This is a genomic window from Nitratireductor sp. StC3, assembly GCF_003015025.1.
GTDB classification, from domain to species: Bacteria; Pseudomonadota; Alphaproteobacteria; order Rhizobiales; family Rhizobiaceae; genus Mangrovimarina; species Mangrovimarina alexandrii.
Genome location: NZ_PYBP01000007.1, coordinates 39,891 through 66,034 on the forward strand (window position 1 = coordinate 39,891; position 26,144 = coordinate 66,034).

General features: G+C 66.2%; 27 protein-coding genes, 1 tRNA gene and 1 riboswitch. Of the genes, 15 read left to right on the plus strand and 13 right to left on the minus strand.

What is annotated here, in order from left to right; translation table 11 throughout:
- Positions 1-142 precede the first annotated feature (142 nt).
- Positions 143-556 (plus strand): tellurite resistance TerB family protein, encoded by a 414-nt coding sequence (locus C7T96_RS15315; protein ID WP_106572272.1) that lies wholly within the window; start codon positions 143-145, stop codon positions 554-556.
- Between the two features lie 94 nt (positions 557-650).
- Positions 651-1,535: a sterol desaturase family protein gene (locus C7T96_RS15320; protein ID WP_106572127.1), complete on the plus strand. Its 885-nt coding sequence runs from the start codon at positions 651-653 to the stop codon at positions 1,533-1,535.
- Here C7T96_RS15320 and C7T96_RS15325 read toward each other — a convergent pair.
- Positions 1,522-2,355 carry a transporter substrate-binding domain-containing protein gene (locus C7T96_RS15325; protein ID WP_106572128.1) on the minus strand — a complete coding sequence of 278 codons (834 nt, stop codon included), beginning with the start codon at positions 2,353-2,355 and terminating at the stop codon, positions 1,522-1,524. The two genes, C7T96_RS15320 and C7T96_RS15325, sit on opposite strands and share 14 nt — an antisense overlap.
- A 170-nt stretch (positions 2,356-2,525) precedes the next feature.
- Between C7T96_RS15325 and C7T96_RS15330 the strand changes: the two genes are divergently transcribed.
- From C7T96_RS15330 to C7T96_RS15345, 4 genes are all read left to right on the plus strand, one after another.
- A complete protein-coding gene (locus C7T96_RS15330; RefSeq protein WP_106572129.1) occupies positions 2,526-3,257 on the plus strand; it encodes a LuxR family transcriptional regulator in 732 nt (243 codons plus the stop codon).
- Between the two features lie 90 nt (positions 3,258-3,347).
- Positions 3,348-3,986, plus strand: coding sequence for an acyl-homoserine-lactone synthase (locus C7T96_RS15335; RefSeq protein WP_106572130.1), 639 nt, complete (start codon positions 3,348-3,350; stop codon positions 3,984-3,986).
- 60 nt (positions 3,987-4,046) lie between these two features.
- The gene (locus tag C7T96_RS15340; RefSeq protein WP_106572131.1) at positions 4,047-4,796 is read left to right on the plus strand and encodes an enoyl-CoA hydratase-related protein; all 750 of its coding nucleotides are present in this window, start codon (positions 4,047-4,049) and stop codon (positions 4,794-4,796) included.
- A gap of 76 nt (positions 4,797-4,872) precedes the next feature.
- A complete protein-coding gene (locus tag C7T96_RS15345; protein WP_245414150.1) occupies positions 4,873-6,903 on the plus strand; it encodes a glycosyltransferase family 2 protein in 2,031 nt (676 codons plus the stop codon).
- Here the strand turns inward: C7T96_RS15345 and ppk2 are convergent.
- A complete protein-coding gene (ppk2, locus tag C7T96_RS15350; protein ID WP_106572132.1) occupies positions 6,890-7,792 on the minus strand; it encodes a polyphosphate kinase 2 in 903 nt (300 codons plus the stop codon). The two genes, C7T96_RS15345 and ppk2, sit on opposite strands and share 14 nt — an antisense overlap.
- A 123-nt stretch (positions 7,793-7,915) precedes the next feature.
- Here ppk2 and C7T96_RS15355 point away from each other — a divergent pair, with 123 nt between their 5' ends.
- Both C7T96_RS15355 and phoU read left to right on the plus strand, forming a co-directional pair.
- The gene (locus tag C7T96_RS15355; RefSeq protein WP_245414151.1) at positions 7,916-9,199 is read left to right on the plus strand and encodes an ATP-binding protein; all 1,284 of its coding nucleotides are present in this window, start codon (positions 7,916-7,918) and stop codon (positions 9,197-9,199) included.
- Between the two features lie 93 nt (positions 9,200-9,292).
- Positions 9,293-10,006: a phosphate signaling complex protein PhoU gene (gene phoU, locus C7T96_RS15360; protein WP_106572134.1), complete on the plus strand. Its 714-nt coding sequence runs from the start codon at positions 9,293-9,295 to the stop codon at positions 10,004-10,006.
- A gap of 106 nt (positions 10,007-10,112) precedes the next feature.
- Here phoU and C7T96_RS15365 read toward each other — a convergent pair whose 3' ends face one another.
- Positions 10,113-10,628, minus strand: a complete 516-nt coding sequence (locus tag C7T96_RS15365; protein WP_106572274.1) for a GcrA family cell cycle regulator — start codon at positions 10,626-10,628, stop codon at positions 10,113-10,115.
- Between the two features lie 396 nt (positions 10,629-11,024).
- Between C7T96_RS15365 and C7T96_RS15370 the strand changes: the two genes are divergently transcribed.
- Genes C7T96_RS15370 through C7T96_RS15380 form a run of 3 tightly spaced genes read left to right on the plus strand, consistent with a single transcriptional unit; the run spans position 11,025 to position 14,152 of the window.
- Positions 11,025-12,215 carry an aspartate aminotransferase family protein gene (locus C7T96_RS15370; protein ID WP_106572135.1) on the plus strand — a complete coding sequence of 397 codons (1,191 nt, stop codon included), beginning with the start codon at positions 11,025-11,027 and terminating at the stop codon, positions 12,213-12,215.
- Positions 12,208-13,167, plus strand: coding sequence for an ornithine carbamoyltransferase (argF, locus tag C7T96_RS15375; protein ID WP_106572136.1), 960 nt, complete (start codon positions 12,208-12,210; stop codon positions 13,165-13,167). Before C7T96_RS15370 ends, argF begins: the two co-directional genes overlap by 8 nt.
- Positions 13,160-14,152: an Hsp33 family molecular chaperone gene (locus C7T96_RS15380; protein ID WP_245414152.1), complete on the plus strand. Its 993-nt coding sequence runs from the start codon at positions 13,160-13,162 to the stop codon at positions 14,150-14,152. Before argF ends, C7T96_RS15380 begins: the two co-directional genes overlap by 8 nt.
- 22 nt (positions 14,153-14,174) lie before the next feature.
- Here C7T96_RS15380 and apaG read toward each other — a convergent pair whose 3' ends face one another.
- Positions 14,175-14,567, minus strand: coding sequence for a Co2+/Mg2+ efflux protein ApaG (gene apaG, locus C7T96_RS15385; RefSeq protein ID WP_106572138.1), 393 nt, complete (start codon positions 14,565-14,567; stop codon positions 14,175-14,177).
- A 142-nt stretch (positions 14,568-14,709) separates the two neighbouring features.
- Here apaG and C7T96_RS15390 point away from each other — a divergent pair, with 142 nt between their 5' ends.
- The gene (locus tag C7T96_RS15390; protein WP_106572275.1) at positions 14,710-15,312 is read left to right on the plus strand and encodes a CDP-alcohol phosphatidyltransferase family protein; all 603 of its coding nucleotides are present in this window, start codon (positions 14,710-14,712) and stop codon (positions 15,310-15,312) included.
- Between the two features lie 38 nt (positions 15,313-15,350).
- Here the strand turns inward: C7T96_RS15390 and C7T96_RS15395 are convergent, their stop codons facing one another.
- The gene (locus C7T96_RS15395) at positions 15,351-16,544 is read right to left on the minus strand and encodes an O-succinylhomoserine sulfhydrylase (protein WP_106572139.1); all 1,194 of its coding nucleotides are present in this window, start codon (positions 16,542-16,544) and stop codon (positions 15,351-15,353) included.
- Between the two features lie 44 nt (positions 16,545-16,588).
- Positions 16,589-16,666: riboswitch (SAM riboswitch) on the minus strand.
- 97 nt (positions 16,667-16,763) lie between these two features.
- On the opposite strand from C7T96_RS15395, the gene C7T96_RS15400 reads away from it, so the two are divergent.
- On the plus strand, positions 16,764-17,855 hold the full coding sequence (locus C7T96_RS15400) for a 2'-deoxycytidine 5'-triphosphate deaminase (protein WP_106572276.1): 1,092 nt from the start codon (positions 16,764-16,766) through the stop codon (positions 17,853-17,855).
- A 25-nt stretch (positions 17,856-17,880) separates the two neighbouring features.
- On the opposite strand, the gene C7T96_RS15405 is transcribed toward C7T96_RS15400, so the two are convergent.
- Together C7T96_RS15405 and C7T96_RS15410 are read right to left on the minus strand one after the other, a co-directional pair.
- Positions 17,881-19,053, minus strand: a complete 1,173-nt coding sequence (locus C7T96_RS15405; RefSeq protein WP_106572140.1) for a membrane dipeptidase — start codon at positions 19,051-19,053, stop codon at positions 17,881-17,883.
- A 48-nt stretch (positions 19,054-19,101) separates the two neighbouring features.
- Entirely contained in the window at positions 19,102-19,890 is a 789-nt protein-coding gene (locus tag C7T96_RS15410; protein ID WP_106572141.1) for an ion transporter, read from the minus strand.
- Positions 19,891-20,097: 207 nt separating this feature from the next.
- On the opposite strand from C7T96_RS15410, the gene C7T96_RS15415 reads away from it, so the two are divergent.
- Together C7T96_RS15415 and C7T96_RS15420 are read left to right on the plus strand one after the other, a co-directional pair.
- The gene (locus tag C7T96_RS15415) at positions 20,098-20,577 is read left to right on the plus strand and encodes a class I SAM-dependent methyltransferase (RefSeq protein WP_106572142.1); all 480 of its coding nucleotides are present in this window, start codon (positions 20,098-20,100) and stop codon (positions 20,575-20,577) included.
- Between the two features lie 68 nt (positions 20,578-20,645).
- Positions 20,646-20,720, plus strand: a tRNA-Gly gene (locus C7T96_RS15420).
- Between the two features lie 71 nt (positions 20,721-20,791).
- Here C7T96_RS15420 and ugpC read toward each other — a convergent pair.
- Genes ugpC through C7T96_RS15450 form a run of 6 tightly spaced genes read right to left on the minus strand, consistent with a single transcriptional unit; the run spans position 20,792 to position 26,123 of the window.
- Positions 20,792-21,889 carry a sn-glycerol-3-phosphate ABC transporter ATP-binding protein UgpC gene (ugpC, locus tag C7T96_RS15425; protein ID WP_106572143.1) on the minus strand — a complete coding sequence of 366 codons (1,098 nt, stop codon included), beginning with the start codon at positions 21,887-21,889 and terminating at the stop codon, positions 20,792-20,794.
- A gap of 41 nt (positions 21,890-21,930) precedes the next feature.
- Positions 21,931-22,725, minus strand: a complete 795-nt coding sequence (locus tag C7T96_RS15430; RefSeq protein ID WP_106572144.1) for a sugar isomerase domain-containing protein — start codon at positions 22,723-22,725, stop codon at positions 21,931-21,933.
- Between the two features lie 26 nt (positions 22,726-22,751).
- Entirely contained in the window at positions 22,752-23,498 is a 747-nt protein-coding gene (locus C7T96_RS15435) for a GntR family transcriptional regulator (protein WP_106572145.1), read from the minus strand.
- Positions 23,495-24,370 (minus strand): ROK family protein, encoded by an 876-nt coding sequence (locus C7T96_RS15440; RefSeq protein WP_106572146.1) that lies wholly within the window; start codon positions 24,368-24,370, stop codon positions 23,495-23,497. The genes C7T96_RS15435 and C7T96_RS15440 overlap by 4 nt, the downstream gene beginning before the upstream one ends.
- On the minus strand, positions 24,367-25,236 hold the full coding sequence (locus C7T96_RS15445) for a carbohydrate ABC transporter permease (protein ID WP_106572147.1): 870 nt from the start codon (positions 25,234-25,236) through the stop codon (positions 24,367-24,369). The genes C7T96_RS15440 and C7T96_RS15445 overlap by 4 nt, the downstream gene beginning before the upstream one ends.
- A complete protein-coding gene (locus C7T96_RS15450) occupies positions 25,233-26,123 on the minus strand; it encodes a sugar ABC transporter permease (RefSeq protein WP_106572148.1) in 891 nt (296 codons plus the stop codon). The genes C7T96_RS15445 and C7T96_RS15450 overlap by 4 nt, the downstream gene beginning before the upstream one ends.
- Positions 26,124-26,144: the final 21 nt, after the last annotated feature.

Sequence of the window (26,144 nt, forward strand, 5' to 3'; positions counted from 1 at the left end):
ACTGGAGCCAGTCCTGCGCTGAGGGGGTCGCACAGGCTCTAGAGCCGGCGGCTGACAGCGTCAATTGCGGGGCATATTTTTCCTTGCAGTGCAGCATACGGCTTTCTACTTTGCACCCGACCTTGCCGGACGGAGTTTTGCGGTGATCAAGCCAGAAAGCGTGCAGGAAGCCCTGATCCACATCATGGTGGTGGTGTCGGCGTCCGACAGCAACATGACCGACCGCGAACTGGCCAAGATGGGCAGTGTCGTGCGCACCATGCCGGTGTTCGCCAGCTTCGACCCCGACGCGTTGCTGGACGTGGCCAAGAAGAGCCAGGCGGTTCTTCAGCAGGAGGGCGCGCTCAACGCCATCCTCGCCTCGATCGTGGAAGCGGTGCCGGTGCGCCTGCACGACACCGCCTACGCCATCGCGGTGGAGATCGCAGCGGCCGATCTGCATGTCCGACCGGAGGAGCTTCGCATCCTGCAATTGCTGCGCGCGCAGCTCGGCGTCGACACGCTGACGGCAGCGGCGATCGAACGCGCGGCGGTGGTGCGCCATCGCACCGTATGAGCGCGCCGGAACCGCGCTCACCGCCTGTTGATTGGTGTTTGCCATTGCACGGTGGCACTGACCGCCTGAGCGAGCGAAAGCCGGTGGTGGAAATATGCAGGGGTTCGAGATATCCGAGGCGGCCGCGCGCCTAACCGCCTTTCTTGTCATATTCGGCGCCATGGCCGCGTTCGAACTGTGGTCGCCCCGTCTCGAGCGCGCCGAGATGGCCGGCACTCTGAAGGCCCGGCGCTGGTTCACCAATCTGTCGATGGTGCTGATCTCGTCGATCCTGCTGCGGCTGATCTTTCCCGCGGCGGCCGTCGGGGCCGCGGTGTGGGCCGAAAGCCGCGGCTGGGGCATCTTACGCTGGTTCGAGGTCGATCCGCGCCTTGCCGGGTTGATCGGTTTCGTGCTGCTCGACTTCGCTGTCTGGCTGGAACACGTCGCCAGCCACAAGATCCCGCTTTTGTGGCGCATCCACCGGATGCACCATGCCGATACCGGTTTCGACGTGACCACCGGCCTGCGCTTTCACCCGTTGGAGATCCTGCTTTCGATGGTCTGGAAGGCGGCCGTCGTTGTTGCGCTCGGTCCGCCGGTGCTGGCGGTGCTGGTGTTCGAGATCGTGCTCAACGGAACCTCGATGTTCAACCATTCCAATGCCAAGCTGCCGCTGGGCTTCGACCGGCTTTTGCGGCGGGTTCTGGTCACGCCCGACATGCACCGGGTCCATCATTCCTCGATCCGCGCCGAGACCGATTCCAATTACGGCTTCAATTTCCCGTTCTGGGACCGCCTGTTTCGCACCTATCGCGCCCAGCCGCGGCTTGGTCATGACGGCATGGAAATAGGGCTTTCGGACTATCGCGGCGAGGCGCCGTCCGGCCTCGCGTGGGCGCTGTTGCTGCCGTTTCGCGCCTTGCGGGCGGCGGGCTCCAATGCGCCGGGTGCCGGCAAGGAGGAACTGGCCGACGGAGCCGGGCCTAAAAGAAGCTGATCGGGAAATAACGCAGATAAAGCTCGGCGAAAGTGCCGTTGGCGTTGATCTCGTGCAGCGCATAGTCGAAGGCGGCGGCAAGCTCTGGCCTGTCGCGTCGCGTGGCGATCGCCATGCCGGGGCCGAGATAGGCCGGAAGCAGGTAGGGGCCGCCGACGAAACGGCAGCAGGATTGCGATCCGGAGCCCGAAAGCCAGAAGGACAGCGCCATGCCGTCGGCGAACGCGGCCGCGGTCTTGCCCTGGCGCACGTCGTCCAGCATCCAGTCGGAACGCGAATAGACCACCGGGCGCAGATCGGGAAACAGCGCCCGCAATATTTTTTCGTGCACGCTGCCGCCGCGCACGCCGACGCGTTCGCCGGCCAGCGCCTCGTGCATGGGCTCGGCGACGGTCTTGTCCTTGGCCGCCACGAAGCGGGCCGGCAGCCGCAGATAGGGCCGCGAGAAGGCGTAGAGCTGGCGCGTTTCGGCCGTGACCGCCAAGCCGGCCAGGATCGCCTCGCCCTGGCCCGCTTCCAGGGCGTTGGACAACTCGTCCCAGGGCAAAGCCTGTATCTGGCACAAATCTTCAAGCGACAATTCCGCGCAGATCGCGCGGGCGAGATCGACGTGAAAGCCGCTGAGGCGGCCATTGCGGTCGAGAAAATTGAAGGGCGGAAAATCGATCGTGGTCAGGAAGCGCAGGCGCGGCAACTCGCCGAGTTCGGGTTTCGCCAGCCTTTCGCGCGTGTCCCATAGGTTCGGGATGGCGGGCTCGGCGGCTGCCGGGGCCGCCGACAACGCCAGATAGACGAACACGGTGCACAAGGCTCTCAGCATGCATAAATCCCCAACCGCCCCGTGCGATGGCTAGCACGTGAGCGCGCCTTTTTCATCCTCCCGCGTTGTGGCCCAATCGTTTGTCGTATTTGCAACCACGGGTTAATAGATGAAAAATCCGTACACGCTATAGTGCGTTGCGATTCCAATCCGGCCATTTGGGGTCAAGAATGGGGCAGTTCGACGATACGCTGCAATTTATCGAAGAGCTGGATCGGGCTGAAACACCGGAAACGGTGTGTCGGCAGTTGCTCGGTCTGACGCGCAGCTTCGGCCTGACGGCGATCATGGCCGGTACCGTACCGCGCCCGGGAACGCCCAAGGGCAAGCAGAAAAGCCATGTCATGCTGTGCGACTGGCCGCAGGATTGGCTCGAGCGCTACGTGGCGCGCAACTATGTCGACCAGGATCCGGTGGTCACCTATATCAAACGCTCCCCCACGATGGTGAACTGGCGCAGCGCCACCAGCGAACTGCAGGCCGGCAAGACCGCCCGCCAGGTGATGGGCGATGCCGGCGAGTTCAAGCTCAAGGACGGTTTCGCCTTTCCCCTGATCACCATCGAGGGCACCATCGTGATGGTGTCGCTGGGTGGCGAGTTCGTCGACATCTCTCCCGAAGGGGTGGGGGTGGTTTCACTGGCTTCCACCTACGCGATCGGACGCGCCATGCAATTGCAAAATGCCCAGGCCATATTCGACCAGCGCCCCGATCTGACCCCGCGCGAGACCGAGTGCCTGAAATGGGCCGCGGAGGGCAAGTCGGAATGGGAGATCTCCCAGATCCTGGGAATTTCCGAGCACACATCGGAAAAACACCTGCTCAACGCCAAGCGCAAGCTGGGCGCGGCCAATCGCGTGCACGCCGTCGCCGAGGCCATTCGCCACGGATACATTTCCTGATCGCGTGAGCAGGCCGGGCATTACGTGATCACGTAATATTCGCTCTCCGGACTCGTCGTAAGTTTTTCTCTCCATCCACAGGAGGGAACCATGATCTACGCACTGACGACGAACGAGTTGGCCGACCGGTCCGATCTGTGGGACGAGGTTCGCCGGCTCAGGCACAAGATCTTCGTCGAGGAGATGGGCTGGGACGACCTTCGCAGTCCCGACAGCCTCGAAAGCGACCAGTTCGACCACGACGAAGCGGTCCATCACCTTTGCATGCGCAACGGCCGGCTCGCCGGCTACCAGCGCATGCTGCCGACCACACGTCCGCATCTGCTGACCGACATTCTGTCGGATCTGTGCGAGGGCGAAGGGCCGAAGGGCCCCAACGTGTTCGAATTGACCCGCTATGCGGTTGCCCACGCGCATCGGGACGGCCGGCGCGGCGTGTCCACGGTCGGCAGCGAGCTGATCGCCGGCTTCGTCGAATGGGGCCTGGAACGCGGCGTCGACCAGGTGATCATCGAATTCGAGCCAATGTGGGTGCTGCGCGCCCTGCAGCTCAGCTTCCTGGCCCGTCCGCTCGGCTATCAGCGGACCTATGGCCGCCAGCAGGTGGTCGCGACCTTGCTGACCTTCAACGAACAGACGCTGGACGTGGTGCGCAGCCGCCGCGGCCATCATGCGCCGGTCTTGAGCCGGGGCATGCCGGAGGACGAGGTCTTTCGGCGCGCGTCCTGACGCCAGATGGGGCGCCGCGCGCCGGCAAAGGCCGCGCGGCTTGGACGATGGGAGAAAATCATGGACAACGCACATGTCACCGAATTCGGCAATCACACGCTCGCGCTGACGCTGTCGGACGCGGACGGCCGTCCGGTGCTCGATCACCGGGCCTATCTGCGGCTCGCCCAGGCATTGCGCGAGGCGGAGGCGCGTGACGACGTTCGCGTGGTCGTCCTGCGTGGCCTGTCGGGATGCTTCTGCCTCGGTGGCGATCTTTCGGAATTCCTCGACGCCAACAAGCATCAATCCCTGATCGGGGCCGTCACCGACATGTTCCGCATGCTGGCGACCTTTCCCAAGCCGATTCTGGCCTGTGTCGACGGCGACGCGGTCGGCGTGGGGTGTACGGTGCTTTTCCACTGCGATCTGGTCTTCGCCTCGGTGCAGAGCACGTTCCGGGTGCCGTTCGTCGATTTCGGCCTTGTGCCCGACGCCGCGACCAGCATCCTGGCGCCGGAAAAACTGGGCTACGCCAATGCTTTCCGCTTCTTCTGCCTCGGCGAGACGCTCGACGCCAAAAAGGCGCAGGCGCTCGGCCTGGTGACCGATCTCGTGGAAACGGAAAAACCGGAAACCGCCGCCGCGCGGGTCGCCTGGCAACTGGCGAAGAAGCCAGTTCGGGCGCTCACCCAGACGCGGGGGCTTCTCAAGGGCGATGCCGCCCAGCTGTGCGCGCGCATCGACCGGGAGGTGTCGCTGTTTCACGACGCGCTGCAGGATGAAGCGACGCTGCGCCGGCTGAAGCGGATCGCGCGCATGGCCGCCTGAGCGCCGGCGGCAGAACCGGGCGTGCCCGGCCGGGGGGACAACGGCTACGGGCGCGCCTCGCCAGGGAGGGGAGACGGTGCAACAGCGCCTTGGAAAGGGCTGGCGCGGGCCGCAAGGCGCGCCGGGCGGGCTGAAGACGCCATATGCGCGGCGTCCATGGCGGCCGCCGTGGCACGACGGTGCGCGCCTGCTCGCCGGCATGGCGACCTTGGGCGGCTGGCGCGGGATGCTGCGCCGGCTGCGCCTGTCGGAGGACGAGGCGCTGCGGCTTGCCGTGCGCGCCGACCTCAACGGCACCGAACTGCTCGACGAACTCTACGTGGCCGGCCTCGTGCCCGAAGACGCGCTCTACCGCGCCCTGGCGGACGAGATCGGACTCGCCTTCGAACCGGCCACGCCGTCGGGCGCGCTCGTCCTGCGCGACCGGGAACTGCTTATGCTGCTTTCCCGGCCGCGCGGACAGCTTCACGTGCGCACCGATGCCGGCGGCCCGCCGGGGGTGCTGTTGTCGTCGACGAGGCTCAATCCGGGCGAGGCGCGCCGCCGCTTCGACGGTCGCGCCGATCTCGTCAGCCGCCTGCGCCTGGTCGCGCCAGGGAGCCTGCGCGCTGCGTTGCTGGATCTGGCGCGCCGTCTGTTGCTGGACGAGGCTTTGCGCGGCCTGTTCGCCGCCCGGCCGGACCTGTCCGCCCGCCAGGGCGCGACCTCCTGGCAGGGGCTGACGCTCGGGCTGCTGCTGATCGGTGGACCGGTCGCCTACGCCCTGGCGCCGGGAATTACGGTCTGGTCCGCCTTCGTGGTCATCACCGCGATGTTTTTCATGTGCGTCGGTCTGCGCCTGGCGGCGTTGACCCAAGCGCATCCCGCCGATCCGCGTCCGCCCGCCGTCGCGACCGCGCGGGCGCTGCCGGTCTACACGATCCTGATCGCCCTGCATTCGGAAGCCGAGATCATCGACGATCTTTTCGACGCGTTGGCGCGGATCGTGTGGCCGCGCAGCAAGCTGGAGATCAAGTTCGTCTGCGAGGCCGATGACGCGCCCACGCTCGCCGCCATCGCCCGCCAGCGGTTGCGACCGTGGATGGAGATCATTCGGGTCCCGCCGTGCCAACCGCGCACCAAGCCGAAGGCGCTCGCCTTCGCGCTGCCGGCGGTCGGCGGCGAACTGGTGGCGCTCTACGACGCCGAGGACCGCCCGCATCCCATGCAGTTGCTGGAGGCCTGGCAACGTTTTCGGGACGGCGACGAGCGGCTGGCCTGCGTCCAGGCGCCGCTGGTGGTGGCCAATGCCGCCGCCGGTGCGCTGCCACGCATGTTCCAGATGGAATATGCGTTGCATTTCAACGGGATTTTGCCCTGGCTCTCGCGGCACGGGCTGAGCTTCCCGCTCGGCGGCACGTCCAACCATTTCCGTCGGCGCGCGCTGATCGCGGTCGGTGGCTGGGATCCCTACAACGTCACCGAGGATGCGGATCTGGGAACCCGCTTCGCGCGGTTCGGCTATCGCTGCGAGACCATCACCTGTCCGACCCTGGAGGACGCACCCGACGAGGTCGGGGTCTGGCTGCGCCAGCGCACGCGCTGGTTCAAGGGCTGGATCCAGACCTGGTTCGTTCATATGCGTCGACCGGCGCGGTTTTATCGCGAGGTCGGGGCGGCGTCCTTCATCGCGGTCCAGGTGATGTTCGCCGGCATGATCGCCTCGGCGCTCGCGCATCCCGTCCTGCTGGCGAGCATCGCCTATCTGGGGGCCAAGCTGGGCTGGGCCGGCACGCTCGATGGCGGCGACGCCGTGCTGCTGGCGCTCGCGCTTTTCAACATGGTGCTCGGCTACGGCTCGTTCCTGGCTCTGGGCTTGCGCTGCCTCGACAAGGCCGACAGGCGCGGTTTCTGGAAGAACGCCGCGCTGACGCCGGCCTATTGGCTTTTGATGTCGGCGGCCGCGTTGCGCGCCTGCTGGCAGATCTGCTGGTGGCCGCATTATTGGGAAAAGACGCCGCACAAGCGCCACGCCGGCACCGAGGGCGAGACCGGCAGCCCGCATGCCCGCTTCCGGAGGTCCCCACGCCCGCCGCAACCGGCCGGTCCGCGCGTCAGCTTCCGATGATCTGCGGCCCGGCGCAGACGATCTTGTCGTCCTGATCGCCGATGAGCGCGTCGTCGCGGCCGTCATAAGGCAGCGACGACAGGATGTGGCGGATCGCCGCCAACCGCGCGCGCCGCTTGTCGTTGGTCTTCAGCACGGTCCACGGGGCGTGCGCGGTATGCGTGCGTTTCATCATCATGTCACGACGCCGTGTGTAGTCGTCCCAAAGGCCCATGCCGGCAATGTCGATCGGGGAGAATTTCCAGATCTTCAGCGGGTCGTGGCGCCGGTCATGAAACCGCTTGAGCTGCATTTCCTGGCCGATATTGAGCCAGAATTTGAAGAAATGAATGCCTTCATTGACGATCATGCGCTCGAAGGAGGGCGTTTCGCCGAGAAATTTCTCCATCTGTGCCGGTGTGCAGAACCCCATCACCGGCTCCACGACCGCCCGGTTATACCAGGATCGGTCGAAGGTGACGAATTCGCCCGCGGTCGGGAAATGCTCGATATAGCGTTGATAATACCATTGGCCGCGCTCGACCTCGGTCGGTTTCGGCAGGGCGACGTTGCGGGCCACGCGCGGGTTCATATATTGCCGGATGACGAAAATGGTGCCGCCCTTGCCAGCCGCGTCCCGTCCCTCGAAAAGCGACAGGACGCGATGTCCGCTGGCCTGCAGCCAGTATTGCAGCTTGACCAGCTCGATCTGCAGCCGTTCGAGCCGGTCTTCGTAGTCGTCCTTGTCCATCTTGTCGGCATAGGGATAGCCGCCGGACGCCATATCGTTGTCCTTGATCCAGTCCGGCAGCTTGGGATCGTTGATGTCGAACACGCGTTCCTCGCCGTCGATGGTAAGCTTGATCGGGTCTGCGTTCAGCTCAGGATGCGCGAGGTCGGCCTTGGACATTGATTTTTCTCCGAATTGCGGTCGCGGCCATGCTATGGGGCGCTCCGGCAGGCGTCCAGTGCAGCGGGTCGATTCCAAGACGCCCGCGCGTGGGGCGCGCACAGGCGGAGCGCGTTAGGCTCGATGGCGGTTGACGAGGCGATAGATCGGTGGATGCGGCGCGGCGCATCCAATCTGAGACGGGCGAAATGGCTCGTTGCGACCGGTTGCGCGGCGATCGTCGTCCTGGCCTGGCTCGGCGGCCTCGACTGGCCGGTCGCGGGGCTTGCGTTGGCCGCGGTTCTGGCGGTCGCCGCGTTCGGGCCCGGCGCGCGCGCACCGCTGCCGACTTCCGCGGGCGCGGCGGCACCGGCTTCCGCCGGGCTTCAGCCTTATTCGGCCGAATATCTGGCCGCCGCCATTCCCGATCCGCTGGTGATGATCGACCAGGCGGGCGCGATCGTCCATGCCAACGACGCCGCCCGCGCCGCGTTCGGCGATTTCCGGGCCGGGACGCTGATCCAGTTGCGGTTCCGCACGCCGGAATTCCAGAGTTTTTTGAGCGGGCTTCGCGAGGGTGCGGCCGAACCGCACGTTACCGACTATGCCGAGCGCGTTCCGATCGAACGCTGGTTCCGCGTCGTCGGACGGCCGCTCGGCCATGGCACCGGACTTTTCGTACTGGTCTTCAAGGACCAGAGCGAGACGCGGCGGATCGACCGCATGCGCTCCGATTTCATCGCCAATGCCAGCCACGAGTTGCGCACTCCGCTCGCCTCCGTGGCCGGGTTCATCGAGACCCTGCGTGGTCCGGCCCGCAACGACGCCAAGGCCCGCGATCATTTTCTGCAGATCATGCAGGACCAGACCGCGCGCATGGCGCGGCTGATCGACGATCTGCTGTCGCTGTCGCGACTGGAGATGAAGACCTATGCCGCGCCGTCAAGGGCGGTCGACCTGCGCCAGGTCATCGACCGGGTCATCGACGCGATGAACCATCTGGCCGCCGAGGTGGGCGTGACGATCGTCAGGGAAGTCCCGCCCGTGCCGGTGGAAATTCTCGGCCAGCCGGACGAGTTGATCCAGGTGTTCGAGAACCTGGTCGAAAACGCCTGCAAATACGGCCAGTCCGGCGGCAAGGTGGTGGTGTCGCTGGATGCGGGCACGGGCGCGGAGGCGAGCGGCCCCAGCGTGACGGTGCGCGATTTCGGGCCGGGAATACCTGAAGAGCACATTCCGCGCCTGACCGAACGGTTCTACCGCGTCGATGCCGAAACCAGCCGCGCCCAGAAGGGGACGGGGCTCGGCCTGGCCATCGTCAAGCATATTCTAACCCGCTACAATGCACGCCTGACGATCCGTTCGCCGTCTGGCGAGGGTGCGGCTTTCACGGTTCAGTTCCCGCCAAGCCAAAGCCGTTCGTCATGAGACGCGACGGCTGCAAGCCGTTCGCCCCGTTCTTTTTTAGGTCATGTGCATGGCGTATAGAGGGCCGATCCTGCGCCTTGGAGTGGCACCGCGATGAAGTCCGATCACATCATGAACGCCTACGACCAGGAACTGAAGTTCCTGGCCAATAGGATCGCCTTCATGGGCGGCCATGCTGAGCGTATGGTCGACCAGGCCGTCCAGGCGCTGGTCGCCTCCAACACCGATCTGGCGCGTAAGGTCGTCGCCGACGACATGGCGTTGGACGAGGCCCAGCGCGACATCGACGACAAGGCCGTCATCATCATCGCCCGACGCCAGCCGATGGCAGACGACCTGCGCGAGATCATCGGCGCGATCAGGATTTCCTCCGATCTCGAACGGGTCGGCGACCTCGGCAAGAACATCGCCAAGCGTGTCGTGTCGCTGAGCGACGCCGCGCAACCGATACAGCTCTTTCGCGGGCTCGAGGCGCTGGCCCAGCTTGCGCTGACCCAGTTGAAGGAGGTGCTCGACGCCTACGCCACGCGCTCCGTCGCCCGTATCGGCCAGGTGCGCGACCGCGACGACGATATCGACGCCATGTACACCTCGCTGTTTCGCGAACTGCTCACCTATATGATGGAGGATCCGCGCAACATCGCCTCGTGTACCCATTTGCTGTTCTGCGCCAAGAACATCGAGCGCATCGGCGATCACGCCACCAACATCGCCGAAACCGTCTATCACATCGTGACCGGCGATCAGATGCCGGCCGAGCGCCCCAAGGAAGACAAGAGCCACAAGGTCGTCATCCCGACCAAATGAGCCCGCCGGCCGGCGGGCCGCCTGAACGGTTCACAAGCTCCGACAGCCCGCACCGGTCGAGGCGCAGCAAGCGCAATTTTGAGGGATCGCGGTCGCCGCGCCTCGGTCAACGCTGACGTCTGCGCTCGGAGGCCGGCTGAAAGGCGAGGCGGGAATGGTAGGTGCAGTAGGGCCCGGTTTCCGCCGTTTCGTTGCCGCAGAAGTGGAAATCCTCGTGCAGCGGATCGCCGTTCGGCCATTTGCATGTCCGCTCGGTCAGCTCCGCCAGCGAAAGGCGCCGCGAGATCGGCACCACCACGTCTTCTGCCGGCCGCGGCATGGGGCGCGGGACGGCGTCGGCGTCGATCGCGGCATTGAGAGCGTTGGCGCCCACCGTCTGCGGCAGCGGGCGTGAGCCCGAGGAACGCGGCGCGGGCTTGCCGGTGGCGCCGGGCCGCGCGGTCTTCTTCGGCCGGCTCGGCGCAGCCGAGGCGCGGCCACGGCTGGAAAGCTTCAGACGATGAACCTTGCCGATCACGGCATTGCGGCTGACACCGCCCAATTGGGCCGCGATCTGGCTGGCGCTCAGGCCTTCCGCCCACAGCTTCTTCAGCAGTTCGACCCTTTCATCCGTCCAGTTCATCCGCTCACGCTCCTGGTGCATTCGGGTGGCGGAATCGGAATCGTTTCCCGTCCCGGCAAAGCCAGGAAGACACGAGATGTACCCGGTGAGATTGTCCGCCGCACGAAATATAGTTTTTTCTTGCGCTCAAACTACAATAGCGGCTGACTCCATGACAAGAGTCGCGCCGGTTCGCTGAATCCGATTTCTCGGTTTTCCCCAACTTGCCGCCGCCGCGTCCGGTCGGCCGGATTTGCGGCCTCGCTTCCCACGAAGCCGCAACATTGACTCTGGCGCCAAAAAAACCGATATGCTGACGACGCGGCCGCCCGGAGGGCGGCTTTTTGATTTGGTGGCCGCGGCCGGTTTTTACAAGGCTTTGCGGCCGATCCGAAACGCGGAACGGAGCGTGCGCTCATGAGTGGTTCAGCGCTGTATGAAACTTTTGCACGGGCTCCGCTCGCCTTCGAACGCGGCGAGGGCAGCTGGCTGATTACGTCCGATGGCGAGCGTTTCCTCGACTTCGCCGCCGGGATCGCCGTCAATTCGCTCGGCCATTCCCATCCGCATCTGGTCGCCGCCCTCGGCGAGCAGGCCGGCAAGCTGTGGCACGTCTCCAATCTCTACGAGATCCCCGGCCAGAGCCGGCTCGGCGAGCGTCTGGCGCAGAACACGTTCGCCGACAAGGTGTTTTTCACCAATTCCGGCGCCGAGGCGCTGGAATGCGCGATCAAGACGGCGCGGCGCTATCATTATGTCGCCGGCCGGCCGGAGCGCAATCGCATCATCACCATCGAAGGCGCCTTCCACGGGCGCACGCTGGCCACCATCGCGGCCGGCGGTCAGAAGAAATATCTGGAAGGTTTCGGACCCGACGTCCAGGGCTTCGACCAGGTGCCGTTCGGCGATATCGAGGCGCTGAAAAACGCGATCACGCCGGCAACGGCCGCCATCCTCGTCGAGCCGGTGCAGGGCGAGGGCGGCATTCGTCTGGTTGCCAACGACATGCTGAAAGCGATGCGCGATCTGTGCGACAGGCACGGCATTCTGCTTATTCTCGACGAGGTCCAGTGCGGCGTCGGGCGCACGGGGCGGCTTTTCGCGCATGAATGGGCCGGGATCGAACCCGACATCATGGCGATCGCCAAGGGCATTGGCGGCGGCTTTCCGCTCGGTGCGTGCCTCGCGACCGACGAAGCCGCCACCGGCATGACGGCCGGCGTCCACGGCACCACGTTCGGCGGCAATCCGCTGGCGATGGCGGTCGGCAATGCCGTTCTCGATGTCGTTCTAGGCGACGGTTTTCTCGACGAGGTCAACCGCAAATCCCTGCTCTTGCGTCAGGGCCTGGCCGAACTCGTCGACGCCTTTCCGGCTGTATTCGAGGAATTCCGCGGCACCGGGCTGATGCTCGGGCTGAAATGCCGGCAGGCCAATGCCGCCGTAACGCTCGCCTTTCGCGACGAAAACCTGCTCACGGTTCCCGGCGGCGACAATGTCGTGCGGCTGTTGCCGCCGCTGACGGTGTCGGACGAGGAAATCCGCGTCGCGCTTGGCCATATGCGCGATGCCGCCGAGAAGCTGTCCAAGGTGGCTGTCGATGCCTGACGCGACGGCAAACGCCCCGACCGCCAGGCGGCCGCGCCACTTCACCGATCTGTCGGCGCTGCCGCCGGAGACGCTGCGCGCCATTCTCGAGGATGCAAAAGCGCGCAAGGCGGTGTTGAAATCGGGTGTGCGCGAGCGGCCGTTTGAGGGCAAGGTCATGGCGATGATCTTCGACAAACCCTCGACCAGGACGAGGGTGTCGTTCGATGTCGGCATGCGCCAGCTCGGCGGCGAGACGATCATGCTGACGGGAACCGAAATGCAGCTCGGCCGCAGCGAGACGATCGCCGACACGGCCAAGGTGCTGTCGCGCTATGTCGACCTGATCATGATCCGTACGACCTCGCACGATCGCCTGCTGGAAATGTCGGCCAACGCGACGGTGCCGGTCGTCAACGGGCTGACCGACGACACCCATCCCTGTCAGATCATGGCCGATATCCTGACGTTCGAGGAGCATCGCGGTTCGGTCAAGGACCGGTTGTTCGCCTGGACCGGCGACGGCAACAACGTGCTGCATTCCCTGGTCGAGGCGGCTGCCCGTTTCCAGTTCGCGCTCAACATCGCCGTGCCCGAGGGCTCGGAGCCGGAGCCGTCCTATGTGGCCTGGGCGCGCGGCGAGGGCGCCAGCATCGCCTTCCACGACAAGCCCGAGGATGCCGTGCGCGATGCCGATTGCGTCGTGACCGACACCTGGGTGTCGATGGGCCAGGAACACCGCGCCCGCGGCCACAACGTCTTCGTGCCGTATCAGGTCAATGAGGCGCTGATGGAGAACGCCAAGCCCGACGCCTTGTTCATGCATTGCCTGCCCGCTCACCGCGGCGAGGAAGTGACCGACGCCGTCATCGACGGGCCGCATTCGGTGGTGTTCGACGAGGCGGAAAACCGGCTGCACGCGCAAAAGGCGGTGCTGGCCTGGTGCCTGGCGGGGACGGGCGCGGGTGACTGAACGGTTGAAGCTCGGCGATTTCGGTCATGCCGGCGACGACGTCATCGTGCCGTTCCAGGTCGAGGCGCTGGACGTGCGCGGCCGGGCGGTGCAGGTGGGGCCGATGCTCGACACCATGCTCGCGCGCCACGACTATCCCGAGCCCGTGGCCCGGCTGCTGGCCGAATGCGTGGTGCTGACCGCGCTTCTGGGCAGTTCGCTCAAATTCGACGGCAAGCTCATCCTGCAGACCCAGTCCGACGGACCGGTTGACATGCTGGTGGCCGATTTCGCCGCGCGCGGTGCCATGCGCGCCTACGCCCGTTTCGACGAGGCAAGGCTTGCCCGCGCCCAGGAAGAAGGACACACCGCGCCCGAGCAACTGCTGGGCACCGGCGTATTGGCCATGACGATCGACCAGGGCGCGCATATGCAGCGCTATCAGGGCGTCGTCCAGCTCGACGGGGCGTCGCTGGAGGAAGTCGCGCGCAACTATTTCAGGCAGTCGGAACAAATCCCAACCGACGTGCGGCTGTCGGTCGCCCGCCAGGTCCTGCCGGAGGCCGGCGGCAAGGCGTCGTGGCGCGCGGGCGGCATGCTGGCGCAGTTTTTGCCCGATGCGCCCGATCGCATGCGCCTGCCGGATTTGCCGGGCGGCGACGGCGAAAGCGACGCTGCCGAGCCGGTGCGTCTCGACGACGCCTGGGCCGAATTGCTGGCGCTGTTTGCCACCATCGAGGCGGACGAACTGCTCGATCCCACGATCGGGGCCGAACGGCTGCTTTATCGGCTGTTCCACGAGCACGGCGTGGTCGTCTTCCCCGGCCAGACGGTCGCCGACGACTGTTCGTGTTCGCGCGAGAAGATCAGCGCCATTCTCGACGGGTTTTCCGACGACGAGATCGCCGAAAGCGTCGAAAACGGCGAAATTCGCGTCAATTGCGAGTTCTGTTCCAAGGAATACCGGTTCGATCCGGCCGAATTCACGCGTTCCGACAGCGAGTGAAGACAGGACCGTTCACGCCCGTTCAATTCAACGTGCGCGCATCGTCTGGCAGATCGAGCGAGAAGGCGGGAATGTCGATCTCGAACATGGATCCGGCCGCGTCGCGCATCGTATAGTGGCCGGTCATGATGCCCGAAGGTGTGGAAAGCGGGCAGCCGGACGTATACTGGAAACTATCGCCGGGCCCCAGTTGCGGCTGTTCGCCGACGACTCCGGCCCCCCGCACTTCCTCGACGCGTCCCTCTGCGTCGGTGATGTGCCAGTAGCGCGACAGAAGCTGCACCGGCACCTGCGAATTGTTGGCGATCGTGACCCGATAGGCCCAGACATAGCGCGATTGTGACGGGTCGGAGCGTTCATCGAGATAGAAAGGCTCCACGCGCACCTCTATGTTTCGCGTTACCGCCTGGTACATCATTGAGGCTCCCGAACGTTCATGCACAGAATCCTTGCCGAGCCGGCCCGATGGGTCAAGCCGCGATCCGCACACGGGCTCTCGCGTGCGTCGTTTCGATCCGCGCGGCGATTTGGCCGGGCGGTCGGTCGGGATATCGGTCGTGCTTGACGGCTGGGTCAAGCCGCGGCTCGATCCGATGCTCGACGGGCTGGCCAGAAAACTGGCCGCCACCGGCGTCGGCGCCGACACCGTCACGGTGGTGGCCTGCGCGGTCGGGCTCCTGGCGACCGGCGCGATCGCCCTCGGCTATCTCTGGTCCGGGCTGGCGCTGTTGCTGATCAGCCGCCTCGGCGACGGGCTGGACGGGGCCGTGGCGCGGCTCAACGGCAAGACCGACTATGGCGGCTTCCTCGACATCGTGCTCGACTTCGTCTTCTACGGGGCGATTCCGCTTGGCTTCGTGCTGCTCGACCCGGCCGCCAACGCGGTCGCCGGCGCGGTGCTGATCTTCACCTTCTACGTCAATGGCGCGAGCTTTCTGGCGTTCGCCGTCATGGCCGAACGACGCGGGCTGTCGAGCGACGCGCGTGGCGAAAAATCGATCTTTTTCACCACCGGGCTTGCGGAAGCGACCGAAACCATCCTGCTTTTTGTCGCTTTCTGCCTTCTGCCGGCCAGTTTTGCCACGCTTGCCTATGCTTTCGCGGCGTTGACGGCCTATACGGCCGTCTCGCGCATCGTTCTGGCCAGGCGCAGCTTCTGAACCGTCCGTGACGCCGCGGCCGCGACGGGCCGCCAGGATCAGGCCGCCCGGGCCAGCGCCCGGTCGAGGTCGTCGATCAGGTCGTCGGCGTCTTCGAGCCCCACCGAAAGCCTGACCGTGCCCGCATTGATGCCGAGCTCCAGCCGCGCCGCCTCGGCGAGGTTCTTGTGCGTGGTCGTCGCCGGATGGGTAATCAGGCTCTTGGCGTCGCCGAGATTGTTTGAGATACGGACCAGGTCGAGCCCGTTCTGGAAGGAAAAGGCCGCGCTCTTGCCGCCCTTGACGTCGAAGCAGATTAGGGTCGAGCCGCCCGTCATCTGCCGCGCGACGATGTCGGCCTGCGGGTGGTCGTTGCGGCCGGGATAGACGACGCGCTTGATCGCCGGGTGGCAGGCGAGATGGCCCGCGATCCGGGCGGCGCTTTCGGTCTGCTGGCGTACCCGCAACGGCAGCGTTTCCAGCCCCTTGAGCAGAGTCCAGGCGTTGAACGGCGACAGGCTCGGCCCGGTATGGCGGAAATAGTCGTGCAGCTTGTCGTCGATCCAGGCCTTGTCCGACAGGACGACGCCACCCAGGCAGCGGCCCTGGCCGTCAATATGCTTGGTTGCCGAATAGACCACGACATGCGCGCCGAGCGCGAGCGGCTTTTGCTGCAGCGGCGTGGCGAACACGTTGTCGACCACCAGCCGCGCGCCGCACTCATTGGCGATCGCGGCGACGGCGGCGATGTCGATCACCTCCAGCGTCGGATTGGTCGGGCTTTCGAGGAAAAACAGCTTGGTGTTGGCGCGTACCGCGCTTTTCCAGGCGTCGATGTCGGTGCCGTCGACCAGCGTCGTCTCGATGCCGTATTTCGGCATCAGCGTTTCCACGATCCACCGACACGAGCCGAACAATGCGCGCGCGGCGACGACATGATCGCCGGCACCGAGCGAACACAGCAGCGCCGCCGCCACCGCCGCCATGCCGGATGCGGTTGCTCTGGCGTCTTCGGCGCCCTCCAGTTCGCACATGCGGCGCTCGAACATGTCGACCGTGGGATTGGCATAGCGCGAATAGATGAAGCCGGGCGCCTCGCCCTTGAAGCGCGCCTCGGCCGCCTCGGCGCTGTCGTAGACGAAGCCCTGCGTCAGGTAGAGCGCCTCGGAGGTCTCGCCGAAGGCGGAGCGCTGGGTGCCGCCGTGAACCAAAGCGGTTGCGGGTTTCCAGTTGCGCTTCGTTTCGCTTGTCATGGCCTTGCCTCGAACACAAAAAAACCGGTCGCGGAAAGTCGCGAACCGGCTTGCGTTCGGCCCTTTAGCGACTTGTTTAACGTGGCTGCAAGCCGACCGGCCAAATCACCACGGGATAAGTGTCCAATAAACGCCTACCGGCCTTGCGTCAACAATTTGCTCCGCTAATGCTCGCCGCGCCCGAAACATGACTGTCGATTGGCCCGGGAGCCGCCGACCTTGCGCAAGACTGGCATTCTGCCCGATCACGAAATCTCGGCCCTGTTCGAGATGGGCGCGCTCGCCGCGCCGATCCCGCTCGACGCCGACCAGATACAACCGGCAAGCCTCGACCTGCGCTTGGGCGAAAAAGCCTATCGCGTGCGCGCGAGCTTCCTGCCCGGTCCGCGCCATCGTGTCATCGACAAGCTCGATCGGCTGAAACTGCACGAGGTCGACCTGACGGGCGGTGCGGTTCTGGAAACGGGCTGCGTCTACATCGTCCCGCTTCTGGAGGCGCTGGATCTGGGCGAGGGCGTATCGGCGGCCGCCAACCCGAAAAGCTCCACCGGCCGGCTCGACATCTTCACCCGCGTCATGGCCGATTTCGGACCCGAATTCGACAAGATCCCCGCCGGCTACAAGGGCCCGCTCTATCTCGAGGTCAGCCCGCGCACCTTTCCGATCGTCGTGCGCACCGGCTCGCGCCTGTCGCAGATCCGCTTCCGCCGCGGCCGCGCGGCGCTCGACGAGGATGCGCTTCTGGCCCTGCACGACGCCGAAACGCTGGTCGCCTCCGACACGCCCAACATCACCGGGGGCGGCATCGCTCTGTCGATCGACCTCGAGGGGGCGGGCGGTGACGGCGGCCTGGTCGGCTACCGGGCCAAGCATCACACAGCGCTGATCGACGTCGACCAGCGCGCCGCGCACGATGTCCGCGATTTCTGGGAGCCGCTCGACATTCGCGACCGGCGCGAACTGATCCTCGATCCCGACGAGTTCTACATCCTGGTTTCGCGCGAGGCCGTGCACGTTCCCCCCGGCTACGCCGCCGAGATGACGCCCTTCGATCCGCTGGTCGGCGAGTTCCGCGTCCACTATGCCGGTTTCTTCGACCCAGGCTTCGGCCATTCGGCCGCAGGCGGCACCGGCAGCCGCGCCGTTCTGGAAGTGCGCAGCCACGAGGTGCCGTTCATCCTCGAGCACGGTCAGGTCGTCGGCCGGCTGGTCTACGAGCACATGGCCTCCGCGCCCGGCGCGCTCTACGGCGCCGATCTCGGCTCCAACTATCAGGCCCAGGGCCTGAAACTGTCGAAACATTTCCGCTGAGCCGGCGCTGCCCGCGGGCCCGCGCTCAGTCCGGCAGGAGCTCGGCCAGGAGCCGGATCTGGTTGCCGCCCATCACCCGCGCGACGTCCCGTTCTCCCAACCCTTCGGCAAGCAAGGCCTCGGTCAGGAGCGGCAGGCCGGTGGTGTCGAACGGCACGTCGACGGCGCCGTCATAGTCGGAACCGAGACCGACATGCTCGACCCCGATCAGGTCGATCACGTATTTCTGCGCCCGGGCGATCGCGGCCGGATCGGTGCCGCACACAGCCGTGTCCCAATAGCCGATGCCGACAAGTCCGCCATTGGCGGCGATGGCGCGCAATTGCCCGTCGCTGAGATTGCGGTTGTTGTCGCAGGTTCCCTTGACCCCGCCATGCGACACCACGACCGGCCGGGTCGCCATGGCCAGCACCTCGTCGATCTGCTTCTGCGAGCCGTGCGCGATGTCGACGATCATGCCGAGCTCCTCCATGCGCGCGATCATCTTCCGGCCGGCCTCGGTCAGGCCGCCCTTGTCGATGCCGTGCGCCGAGCCGGCCATTTCATTGTCGAAAAAATGGGTCGGCGCCATCATCCGGTAGCCGGCCGCGAACATGGCGTCGACATTGGCGGGGTCGCCCTCCAGAACCTGCGCGCCCTCGATGCCGAGAATGCCGGCGACGATCTCCGGTTCGGATTTGCGGCGTTCGAGAAACGCCGTCAGATCGGCCTTGGTCTTGACGATGACGAAACGGCCGTTCGAGGCGTCCGCCATCGCGTGCAGCCTTTCGGCCTGGTAGAGCGCGCGCTGCTTGAGGCTGAACCAGGTGCGCAGCGGCCAGCGCTGGCCGATGGCGAGCCAGGTGACGTTGTCGCTGTCGTCGGCGTTGCGCTCGATATTGAGGCCGCTCGGGGTCTTGGAAACCAGGGTGAACATCTGCACGGCGACATTGCCCTCGATCAGCCGGGGGATGTCGACATGGCCGCGTTCGCCGCGTTCGAGCAGGTCGCGGCCCCACAAAAGCGAATCCGCGTGCATGTCGGCGACAATCAGCGTCTCGTGCAGGCGCCGGGCGGCCGCCGTCGCCTCGTAGGGCGGCGCAACCAGCACCTGGTTCATCGAGCGCTCGACCATTGCAGGCGCGACGAAAAAGAAGATGCCGAGCCCGATCGCCACGACCAGCACGGCGGCGGCCGCGATTTTCAGGAACCGGCGCATCGATCGTCCCCCTTGGCGCTAACGCTTCACGGCCCGAACGGCCGTGGCTCAAGTCTTGCTTGTTTCGGCGCGCTGGCGCAACTCCTCGCGCAGCGCCCGGATCTCGGCCAGGATCAGTTCCTGCTCGCTTTGCAGGGCCTGGCGTTCCGCCGTCGCCTCGGCGTCGTGCTCCTCCTGCATGGCCGACACGATGATGCCGATGAACAGGTTGAGCACGGTGAAGGTGGTTGACACGATGAAGGGGATGAAGAACAGCCACGCCCAGGGGAAGACCTCCATCACCGGCCGCACGATGCCCATCGACCAGCTTTCCAGCGTCATGATCTGGAACAGCGAATAGGCCGACAGCGCGATGCTGCCGAACCAGTCTGGAAAGGCCGCGCCGAACAGCTTGGTCGCCATGACCGAAAACACGTAATAGACCAGCGACAGCAGCAGCATGATCGAGCCCATGCCCGGCAGCGCGGCGATCAGCCCGCCGACGACGCGGCGCAGCGACGGCACCATGCCGATGATCCTGAGCACGCGCAGGATGCGCAACGCGCGCAGCACCGACAGGTTGCCGGTGGCCGGCATCAACGCGATGCCGACGACCACCAGGTCGAAAATGCGCCACGGGTCGCGGAAGAAATCGGCCCGGTAGACGATAAACCGGGCCAGCAACTCGGCCACGAACACCGCCAGGATCGCCCGGTCGATCACCACCAGCAGCGGGCCGGCGGCGTTCATCGCGCGCTCCGACGTCTCCAGGCCCAGCGTGATCGCGTTGATGACGATCAGGACGGTGATGGCGAGATCGAAGCGACGGGATTCGATCAGAGATTTGAGCTGGTTCACGGCGGCGGGCTCCGGCAGGGTGGCAAGGTCGGCATCGCGGTCGCGGTGGACCTTTGCCGCCAGATAGGGGCTCGTCGGCGCCGTGGCCAGAGCCGCGGCGAATTATCATCGTGACTTCACGCCCCCCTCCGGCCTATGCGATGCTGGTTGGTGCCGGGTCCGCCTGGGCCTCGGCCTGGCGTCGCCCTCCGATCGCGGGACAATCGAATGAGCCGCCTCGACTCCTTCATCCGCCGCATGAGCGCACAGCGCGATCTGCTCGACGAGGCGGCGCGCCGGCTCGCCGAAATCGACGGCCCGGTGGTGGAACTGGGGCTCGGCAACGGCCGCACCTTCGACCATCTGCGCGCCCTGTTCCCGCAACGCCGTATTCTCGTCTTCGACCGCAAAATGTCGGCCTTCGCCGCGTCCAGGCCGGCGCCGGAGGATTTCGTCGAGGGCGAGATCCGCGAGCGCGCCGCCGCCTTCGCCGGCATCGGCGCAGCACTCGTCCATTGCGACATCGCCACCGGCTATGCCGAGGTCGACGACGCCACCATCGCCTGGCTTGCCGGTGTCGTCGCGCCGCTGCTGCGCCCCGGCGGTTTGGCCGTCAGCGGCATGCCGCTCGAGCATGACGAACTGGAAACGCTCTCCCTGCCGCCGAGTGTGGCCGAGGGGCGTTATTTTTTCTACAGGCGGCGTTGACGGCGGCGTCGTTCGTGTGGCGATTCCGCTTGACGCCCGCCCGCCGCTCGCCGATTAATGGCGCGAATGCGGGCGTAGTTCAGAGGTAGAACGCAAGCTTCCCAAGCTTGATGTCGTGGGTTCGATTCCCATCGCCCGCTCCAAATTCACGGATTTCGAACACACAGTGCCACTTCGTTCGCAAGGGTGCGAACGGAAATGGGCGCAGCGATGGTTACGGTTCGCGCCGGGCGACCGCCTTGCCGTTGCGGTCGAACAGATGCGTCTTGCCGGCCACAAGGTTGAGCGCGACCGTCGCGCCGGGCGCAAAGCGCCGCTCGGGCGGCGCCTTGGCCACAAGCGTTGCGCCCGATTGCGTCTCCACCTCCAAGAGCGTCTGGTCGCCGAGCCGTTCGACCAGGCGCACCGTTGCCAGCAGGTCGCCATTTGCGCCGGCGGCGGGAACGAGATGCTCGGGCCGGATGCCGAGCGTGACCGGCGCGCCCGGCGCAAGAGCCTGCATGTCGCGATCGGCCACCAGCAATTCGCCGGTTTCGGGACTGCTGACGCGCAGGCCGTTTGCGTCGGGGCCGACAATCTCGGCGGCGAGGAAATTCATCTTCGGCGAGCCGATGAACCCGGCCACGAACAGGTTTTGCGGCCGTTCGTAGAGTTCGATCGGCGTGCCGATCTGCTGGACGATGCCGGCGTCGAGCACGACGATGCGGTCGGCGAGCGTCATCGCCTCGACCTGGTCGTGGGTGACGTAGATCATCGTCGCGCCGAGATCGGCGTGGAGCTTGGCGATCTCGCGCCGCGTGCTGACGCGCAGCGCGGCGTCGAGATTGGACAGCGGCTCGTCGAACAGAAAGACCTGCGGATCGCGCACGATCGCCCGGCCGATCGCCACCCTTTGGCGCTGGCCGCCCGAAAGCTGGTTCGGGCGCCGGTCGAGCAGGTGTTCCATCTGCAGGATGCGCGCGGCCTCGCGCACCCTGGTCTCGATCTCCGCCTTCGGCCGGCGCGCCAGCTTCAGGCCGAAGGCCATGTTCTGGTAGACGGTCTTGTGCGGATAGAGCGCGTAGCTCTGGAACACCATGGCGATGCCGCGATCCTTCGGCGCCATTTCATTGCAGCGCTCGCCGCCGATATGAAGATCGCCGCCGGAAATCTCCTCCAGGCCGGCGATCATGCGCAGCAGCGTCGATTTTCCGCAACCGGACGGGCCGACGAAGACGATGAACTCGCCGTCGGCCACGTCCAGGTCGACGCCCTTGATCACCCGGAGATGGCCATAGGCCTTTTCGATACCGTCGAGCCTGACCGTCGCCATGGCGTTCCGCGCCCCTTTACAAAAGTCCGTCGCGGGCCGGCTTACGCCGAGCCCTTCATGCGGTCCTTGAAATGACCGAGATGCTTTTGCTGCGCCTCGATCATGCGTTCGCGGTACTGGCCGTAGATCAGGTCGGTGTCGGCCAGCGTCACCCCGGCGATCGTCGGCGAGGCGAAGGTCGGCAGTTCGATGCCGCGATCGGCGAGCTTTTGCGCGGTGCGCGCGATCAGTTCGTGCATCAGCATCATCGCAAGCACGGTCGAGGACCCGGAGACCGGCCGCGACCAGCCGTCCACCTTGACGATCGAATCCTCGATCGGCGCGCGCGTGTCGACGATCGCGTCGGCGATGTCGCCCAGCCGCTTGCCGGACGAATGGGTGGCCGGCTTGTCGAGATTATGGGTCGAGGTGATCGCGGCAACGAACAGGCCGCGTTTCTTAGCGTAGAGCGCGGTTTCGATGCCGGAGGCGTTGCGGCCGCTATGGCCGAAGATGACGATCGAATCGCCGGGATTGAGCGGCTGGTGGTCGAGAAATTTTTCGGCGTAGTTTTCGGTGCGCTCCAGCCACAGCAGTTCGCGCACGCCGCCCGCGCCGAGCACGTTGTGCCACATCAGCCGCGGATCGGTGAGCGGGTTGAACCCGACATAGGAGCCGTAGCGCGGAAACGCCTCCTGGCACGGCAGGACCGAGTGGCCGGAACCGTAGAGATGGACCAGGCCGCCATCGGCGAGCGAGCCGGCGAGTTTCGTCGACACCGTGTCGAGGGCCTCCTGGTTGGTTCGTGCGGCCTCCTCGGCGAGTTCGATCAGGCGGCTGATGTAAAGCGTGGACATGGGTGTGAAATGCCTTTCCCTTGCAGTTAAAGATGAAGGCGCGAGCGGATCTCGTAGCGATCGCCGCGCATGATGGAGTGGACGAATTCGAACGGGCCGATCGCGTCGCAGGTGATGCGTTCGACGACGAAGGCCGGACTGCCGGGCGCGATGCCGAGCAGGGCGGCGTCCTCTGCCGTGGCCGTGCCGACCCGGTAGACTTCCCGCGCCTCGCGCGGCGCGATCGAGAAATCGCGCTTCAGCGTTTCGTAGAGCGACGCGGAGGGCCGGTGCAGCGACACCAGGCCGGGCACGCGCGCGGCCGGCAGATAGGCCGTCTGCAGGCCGATCGGCGCCTCGTTGCCCAGCCGCAGGCGGCGCAGCTTGACCACCGGCGCGCCATCGCGGATTTCCAGCGCCGTCGCAACCTCGGGCGAAGCCGCTTCCTCGCCCAGATCGAGCAGGCGCGAGCCCACTTTCAGGCCGAGGCCGGCCATTTCCTGGGTGAAGCTGGTCAGGCCGCGCACCCCGGCGATCACCCGCGAGGACCGCACGAAGGTGCCGCGGCCGTGCTCGCGCCGCAGCAGGCCGGATTCTTCCATGTTGCGCAGGGCATGGCGCACGGTGATGCGGCTGACCCCGAGCAGGCTGCTCAGCCGCGCCTCGTTCGGCAATTGCATGCCGTCGGTCCAGGTGCCGTTTGCGATCAGCTCGCGCATCGCGGTTTCGGCCTGGTGCCACAGCGGCTCGGGCCGGCGCCGGTCGGGCAGGGCGGTGTTGCCGAGTTCGCTCATGCCGTCGTCTCCCACAAAGTGCTGCCGGCTGCCGCGGCCACGGCGCCCGCGAGCGCGGCGGTGTCGCCGAGTTGGCCCGGCCGGATCTCGATTTGGCGCAGATGCGGCGGCAATTGGCGCCGCATCGCCGCCGCGACGCGGTGCTCGATCACGTCGAACCCGGCCGCGACACCGCCGGCGACGATGACGATTTGCGGGTCGGTCAGCGCGACGGCGCCGGCGAGGCTGGCGCCGAGTGCCGCCGCCGGCCGGTCGAGCAATGCGTTGGCGGCGGCGTCGCCGGTGCGCGCGCGGGCGATCAGCGTGCCGCCGTCGGCCATGCCGTTGTTGCGTGCGATTCCGTCGAGCGCGCGGCCGGCCGCCTGCCGTTCGAGCCAGCCGGCGCGCCCGTCGCCGGGATCGTCCGGGTCCGCGCACGCCCAGCCGAACGAGGTCGCGCCGCCATGCGCGCCCCGAAGAATGCGTCCGCCGGCCAGCACCGCCGAGCCGATGCCGGTGCCGATCGCAAGCAGAAGCGCGTCTGCCATGCCGCGCGCTGCCCCGGCGCTGGCCTCGCCCAGAAGCGTCATATGGGCGTCGTTGCCGACCGCCACCGGCGTGTCGGGTACGAGCGTGGCCAGGTCCGCGCCCTCGAGCCAGGGCAGGTTGGGGATCCAGGCGCAGCGCGTGCCCAACACCAGACCCGGCACCGCGAGGCCGACGCGTGCCGCCTGATGCTGCTGAACCAGAGTGCCGATCAGGGCGACGAAATCCTCTAGGCAGGCGGGCGCGGCCCAGCGGCCGACCGGCTCGAGCGGGGCCGCCCGGCCCGGCCGGGCGATCGCGGCGCGCAGATTGGTGCCGCCGAGATCGATGGCGAGGATCGCGCTCATCCCTTCACCCCGGAACTGACGATGCTGTCGACGAAGAAGCGCTGCAGCAGAACGAACATCACCAGCGGCGGCAGCACCGCCAGTGTCGCGCCGGCCATGACCAGATGAGTGTTCATGGCGCCGCGATTATAGGACAGGAGCCGGCTCAGGCTGATGACGATCGGGTAGTCGTCGCTGTTGCCTTGCAGCACGGTCAGCGGCCACAGATAGGTGTTCCAGTGATAGACGAAGGCGAACAAGGTCAGCGCGGCGAGCGCCGGAACCACGCTCGGCGCGACGACGGAAAAAACGATCCTGAGTTCCGAGGCGCCGTCGACGCGCGCGGCGTCGATCAAATCGTCGGGCACGCCGGCGATGAACTGGCGCATCAGGAAGATGCCGAAAGCGTTGGCCAGATGCGGCACGATCACCCCGAACAGGCTGGCGTTGAGGCCGATCGCCGTGACCAGCCGGTAGAGCGGAATCAGGGTGACGATCGGCGGCAGGAACATGGTCGCGATCAGCAGCGCAAACAGCGCGTCGCGGCCACGGAAGCGATATTTGGCGAAAGCGTAGCCGGCCATCAGGCTGGTGATCAGGATGCCGGCGGTGGTCACGGTTGCAATCACCGCCGAGTTCCAGAACGAGCGGCCGGCATTGATGACGTCGGCGACCTCGCCATAGGCGTCCAAGGTTGGCGTGCCGGGCAGCCAGACCGGCGGCACCTGCATGCTTTCGGCCGGGGTCTTGAAGCTCGACAGCACCATCCAAACGAGCGGAAAGGCGGCGACCACCGCCGCGATCACGATCGCCAGCCGCAGGCCGGCGGATGCCGCATCGACGCGAATGCGAGGCCGGCGCGGCGGAGAGACGGTGCGCGGGTTCATTCCTCGTCCCTCCGACGGGCGAAGGCAAACAGCACCACGATGACGACGATCAAGGCGAGCATCAGCATGACCGCCATCGCCGAGCCAAGCCCGCCCTGGGCCCGTTCGATGCCGACCCGGCGGATGTGATAGGTGAGCACGTTGGTGGAGCCGGCCGGCCCGCCCTGGGTGATCAGGGCGACCGGCTCGAACACCTGCACGGCGTTGATGACGGCGATGACGGCGCTGAACAGCAGGGTGCGCTTGAGAAGCGGCAGGGTGATGCCGAAAAATTCCTGCATCCGGTTGGCGCCGTCGATCCGCGCCGCCTCGTAGAGCGCGGTCGGAATCTGCGTCAGCCCGGCGATGACCAAGACGGTAAAATAGCCGACCTGCTGCCAGACGTTCAGGAACACGATCGACAGGAGCGCGGTGTCGGGCGAGGACAGCCACGGCTGCGGGCCGAAACCGAGCCAGCCGAGCATCTGGTTGATCGGGCCTTCGTTCGGCGAATAAAGCTTCGACCAGACCAGCGCGACCGCGATCATCGGCACCATATAGGTGGAAAACAGGATGGTGCGCAGCACGTTGCCGCCGGCGACGCGGCGCTGGTAGACCAGAAGACCGAGCAGCACCGACAGCGGCAGGATGATGGCGACCGACAGGGCGGTGTAGAGCGCGGTGTTGGAGAAGGCGCGCTTGAAGTCGCGGCCGACCGAGATCGGCCCGAAAATGTCGTGATAGTTGCGCAAGCCGACGAAACGCGCGGTGGCGAACCCCGTCTGGGTCGACCAGTCGTGGAAGGACAGCCACACGGTCAGCGCCATCGGGATGACGATGAACACCCCGATCAGGCCGACCGCCGGGGCCAGCATGAGGCCGATCGGTCCGTTCGCTGTCCTGCTCATGGTCTCACATCCGCCCGTCGC

Coding starts and splice junctions, on each gene's coding strand:
- C7T96_RS15435 (WP_106572145.1), bottom strand. CDS start 23,498: ATGAGCGAACTCGGCAACACCGCCCTGCCCGACCGGCGCCGGCCCGAG.
- phoU (WP_106572134.1), top strand. CDS start 9,293: ATGAAGTCCGATCACATCATGAACGCCTACGACCAGGAACTGAAGTTC.
- C7T96_RS15415 (WP_106572142.1), top strand. CDS start 20,098: ATGAGCCGCCTCGACTCCTTCATCCGCCGCATGAGCGCACAGCGCGAT.
- C7T96_RS15450 (WP_106572148.1), bottom strand. CDS start 26,123: ATGAGCAGGACAGCGAACGGACCGATCGGCCTCATGCTGGCCCCGGCG.
- C7T96_RS15405 (WP_106572140.1), bottom strand. CDS start 19,053: ATGCGCCGGTTCCTGAAAATCGCGGCCGCCGCCGTGCTGGTCGTGGCG.
- C7T96_RS15430 (WP_106572144.1), bottom strand. CDS start 22,725: ATGTCCACGCTTTACATCAGCCGCCTGATCGAACTCGCCGAGGAGGCC.
- C7T96_RS15445 (WP_106572147.1), bottom strand. CDS start 25,236: ATGAACCCGCGCACCGTCTCTCCGCCGCGCCGGCCTCGCATTCGCGTC.
- C7T96_RS15355 (WP_245414151.1), top strand. CDS start 7,916: ATGGCGGTTGACGAGGCGATAGATCGGTGGATGCGGCGCGGCGCATCC.
- C7T96_RS15395 (WP_106572139.1), bottom strand. CDS start 16,544: ATGACAAGCGAAACGAAGCGCAACTGGAAACCCGCAACCGCTTTGGTT.
- C7T96_RS15440 (WP_106572146.1), bottom strand. CDS start 24,370: ATGAGCGCGATCCTCGCCATCGATCTCGGCGGCACCAATCTGCGCGCC.
- argF (WP_106572136.1), top strand. CDS start 12,208: ATGCCTGACGCGACGGCAAACGCCCCGACCGCCAGGCGGCCGCGCCAC.
- C7T96_RS15325 (WP_106572128.1), bottom strand. CDS start 2,355: ATGCTGAGAGCCTTGTGCACCGTGTTCGTCTATCTGGCGTTGTCGGCG.
- apaG (WP_106572138.1), bottom strand. CDS start 14,567: ATGTACCAGGCGGTAACGCGAAACATAGAGGTGCGCGTGGAGCCTTTC.
- C7T96_RS15320 (WP_106572127.1), top strand. CDS start 651: ATGCAGGGGTTCGAGATATCCGAGGCGGCCGCGCGCCTAACCGCCTTT.
- C7T96_RS15340 (WP_106572131.1), top strand. CDS start 4,047: ATGGACAACGCACATGTCACCGAATTCGGCAATCACACGCTCGCGCTG.
- C7T96_RS15365 (WP_106572274.1), bottom strand. CDS start 10,628: ATGAACTGGACGGATGAAAGGGTCGAACTGCTGAAGAAGCTGTGGGCG.
- C7T96_RS15335 (WP_106572130.1), top strand. CDS start 3,348: ATGATCTACGCACTGACGACGAACGAGTTGGCCGACCGGTCCGATCTG.
- C7T96_RS15370 (WP_106572135.1), top strand. CDS start 11,025: ATGAGTGGTTCAGCGCTGTATGAAACTTTTGCACGGGCTCCGCTCGCC.
- ugpC (WP_106572143.1), bottom strand. CDS start 21,889: ATGGCGACGGTCAGGCTCGACGGTATCGAAAAGGCCTATGGCCATCTC.
- ppk2 (WP_106572132.1), bottom strand. CDS start 7,792: ATGTCCAAGGCCGACCTCGCGCATCCTGAGCTGAACGCAGACCCGATC.
- C7T96_RS15330 (WP_106572129.1), top strand. CDS start 2,526: ATGGGGCAGTTCGACGATACGCTGCAATTTATCGAAGAGCTGGATCGG.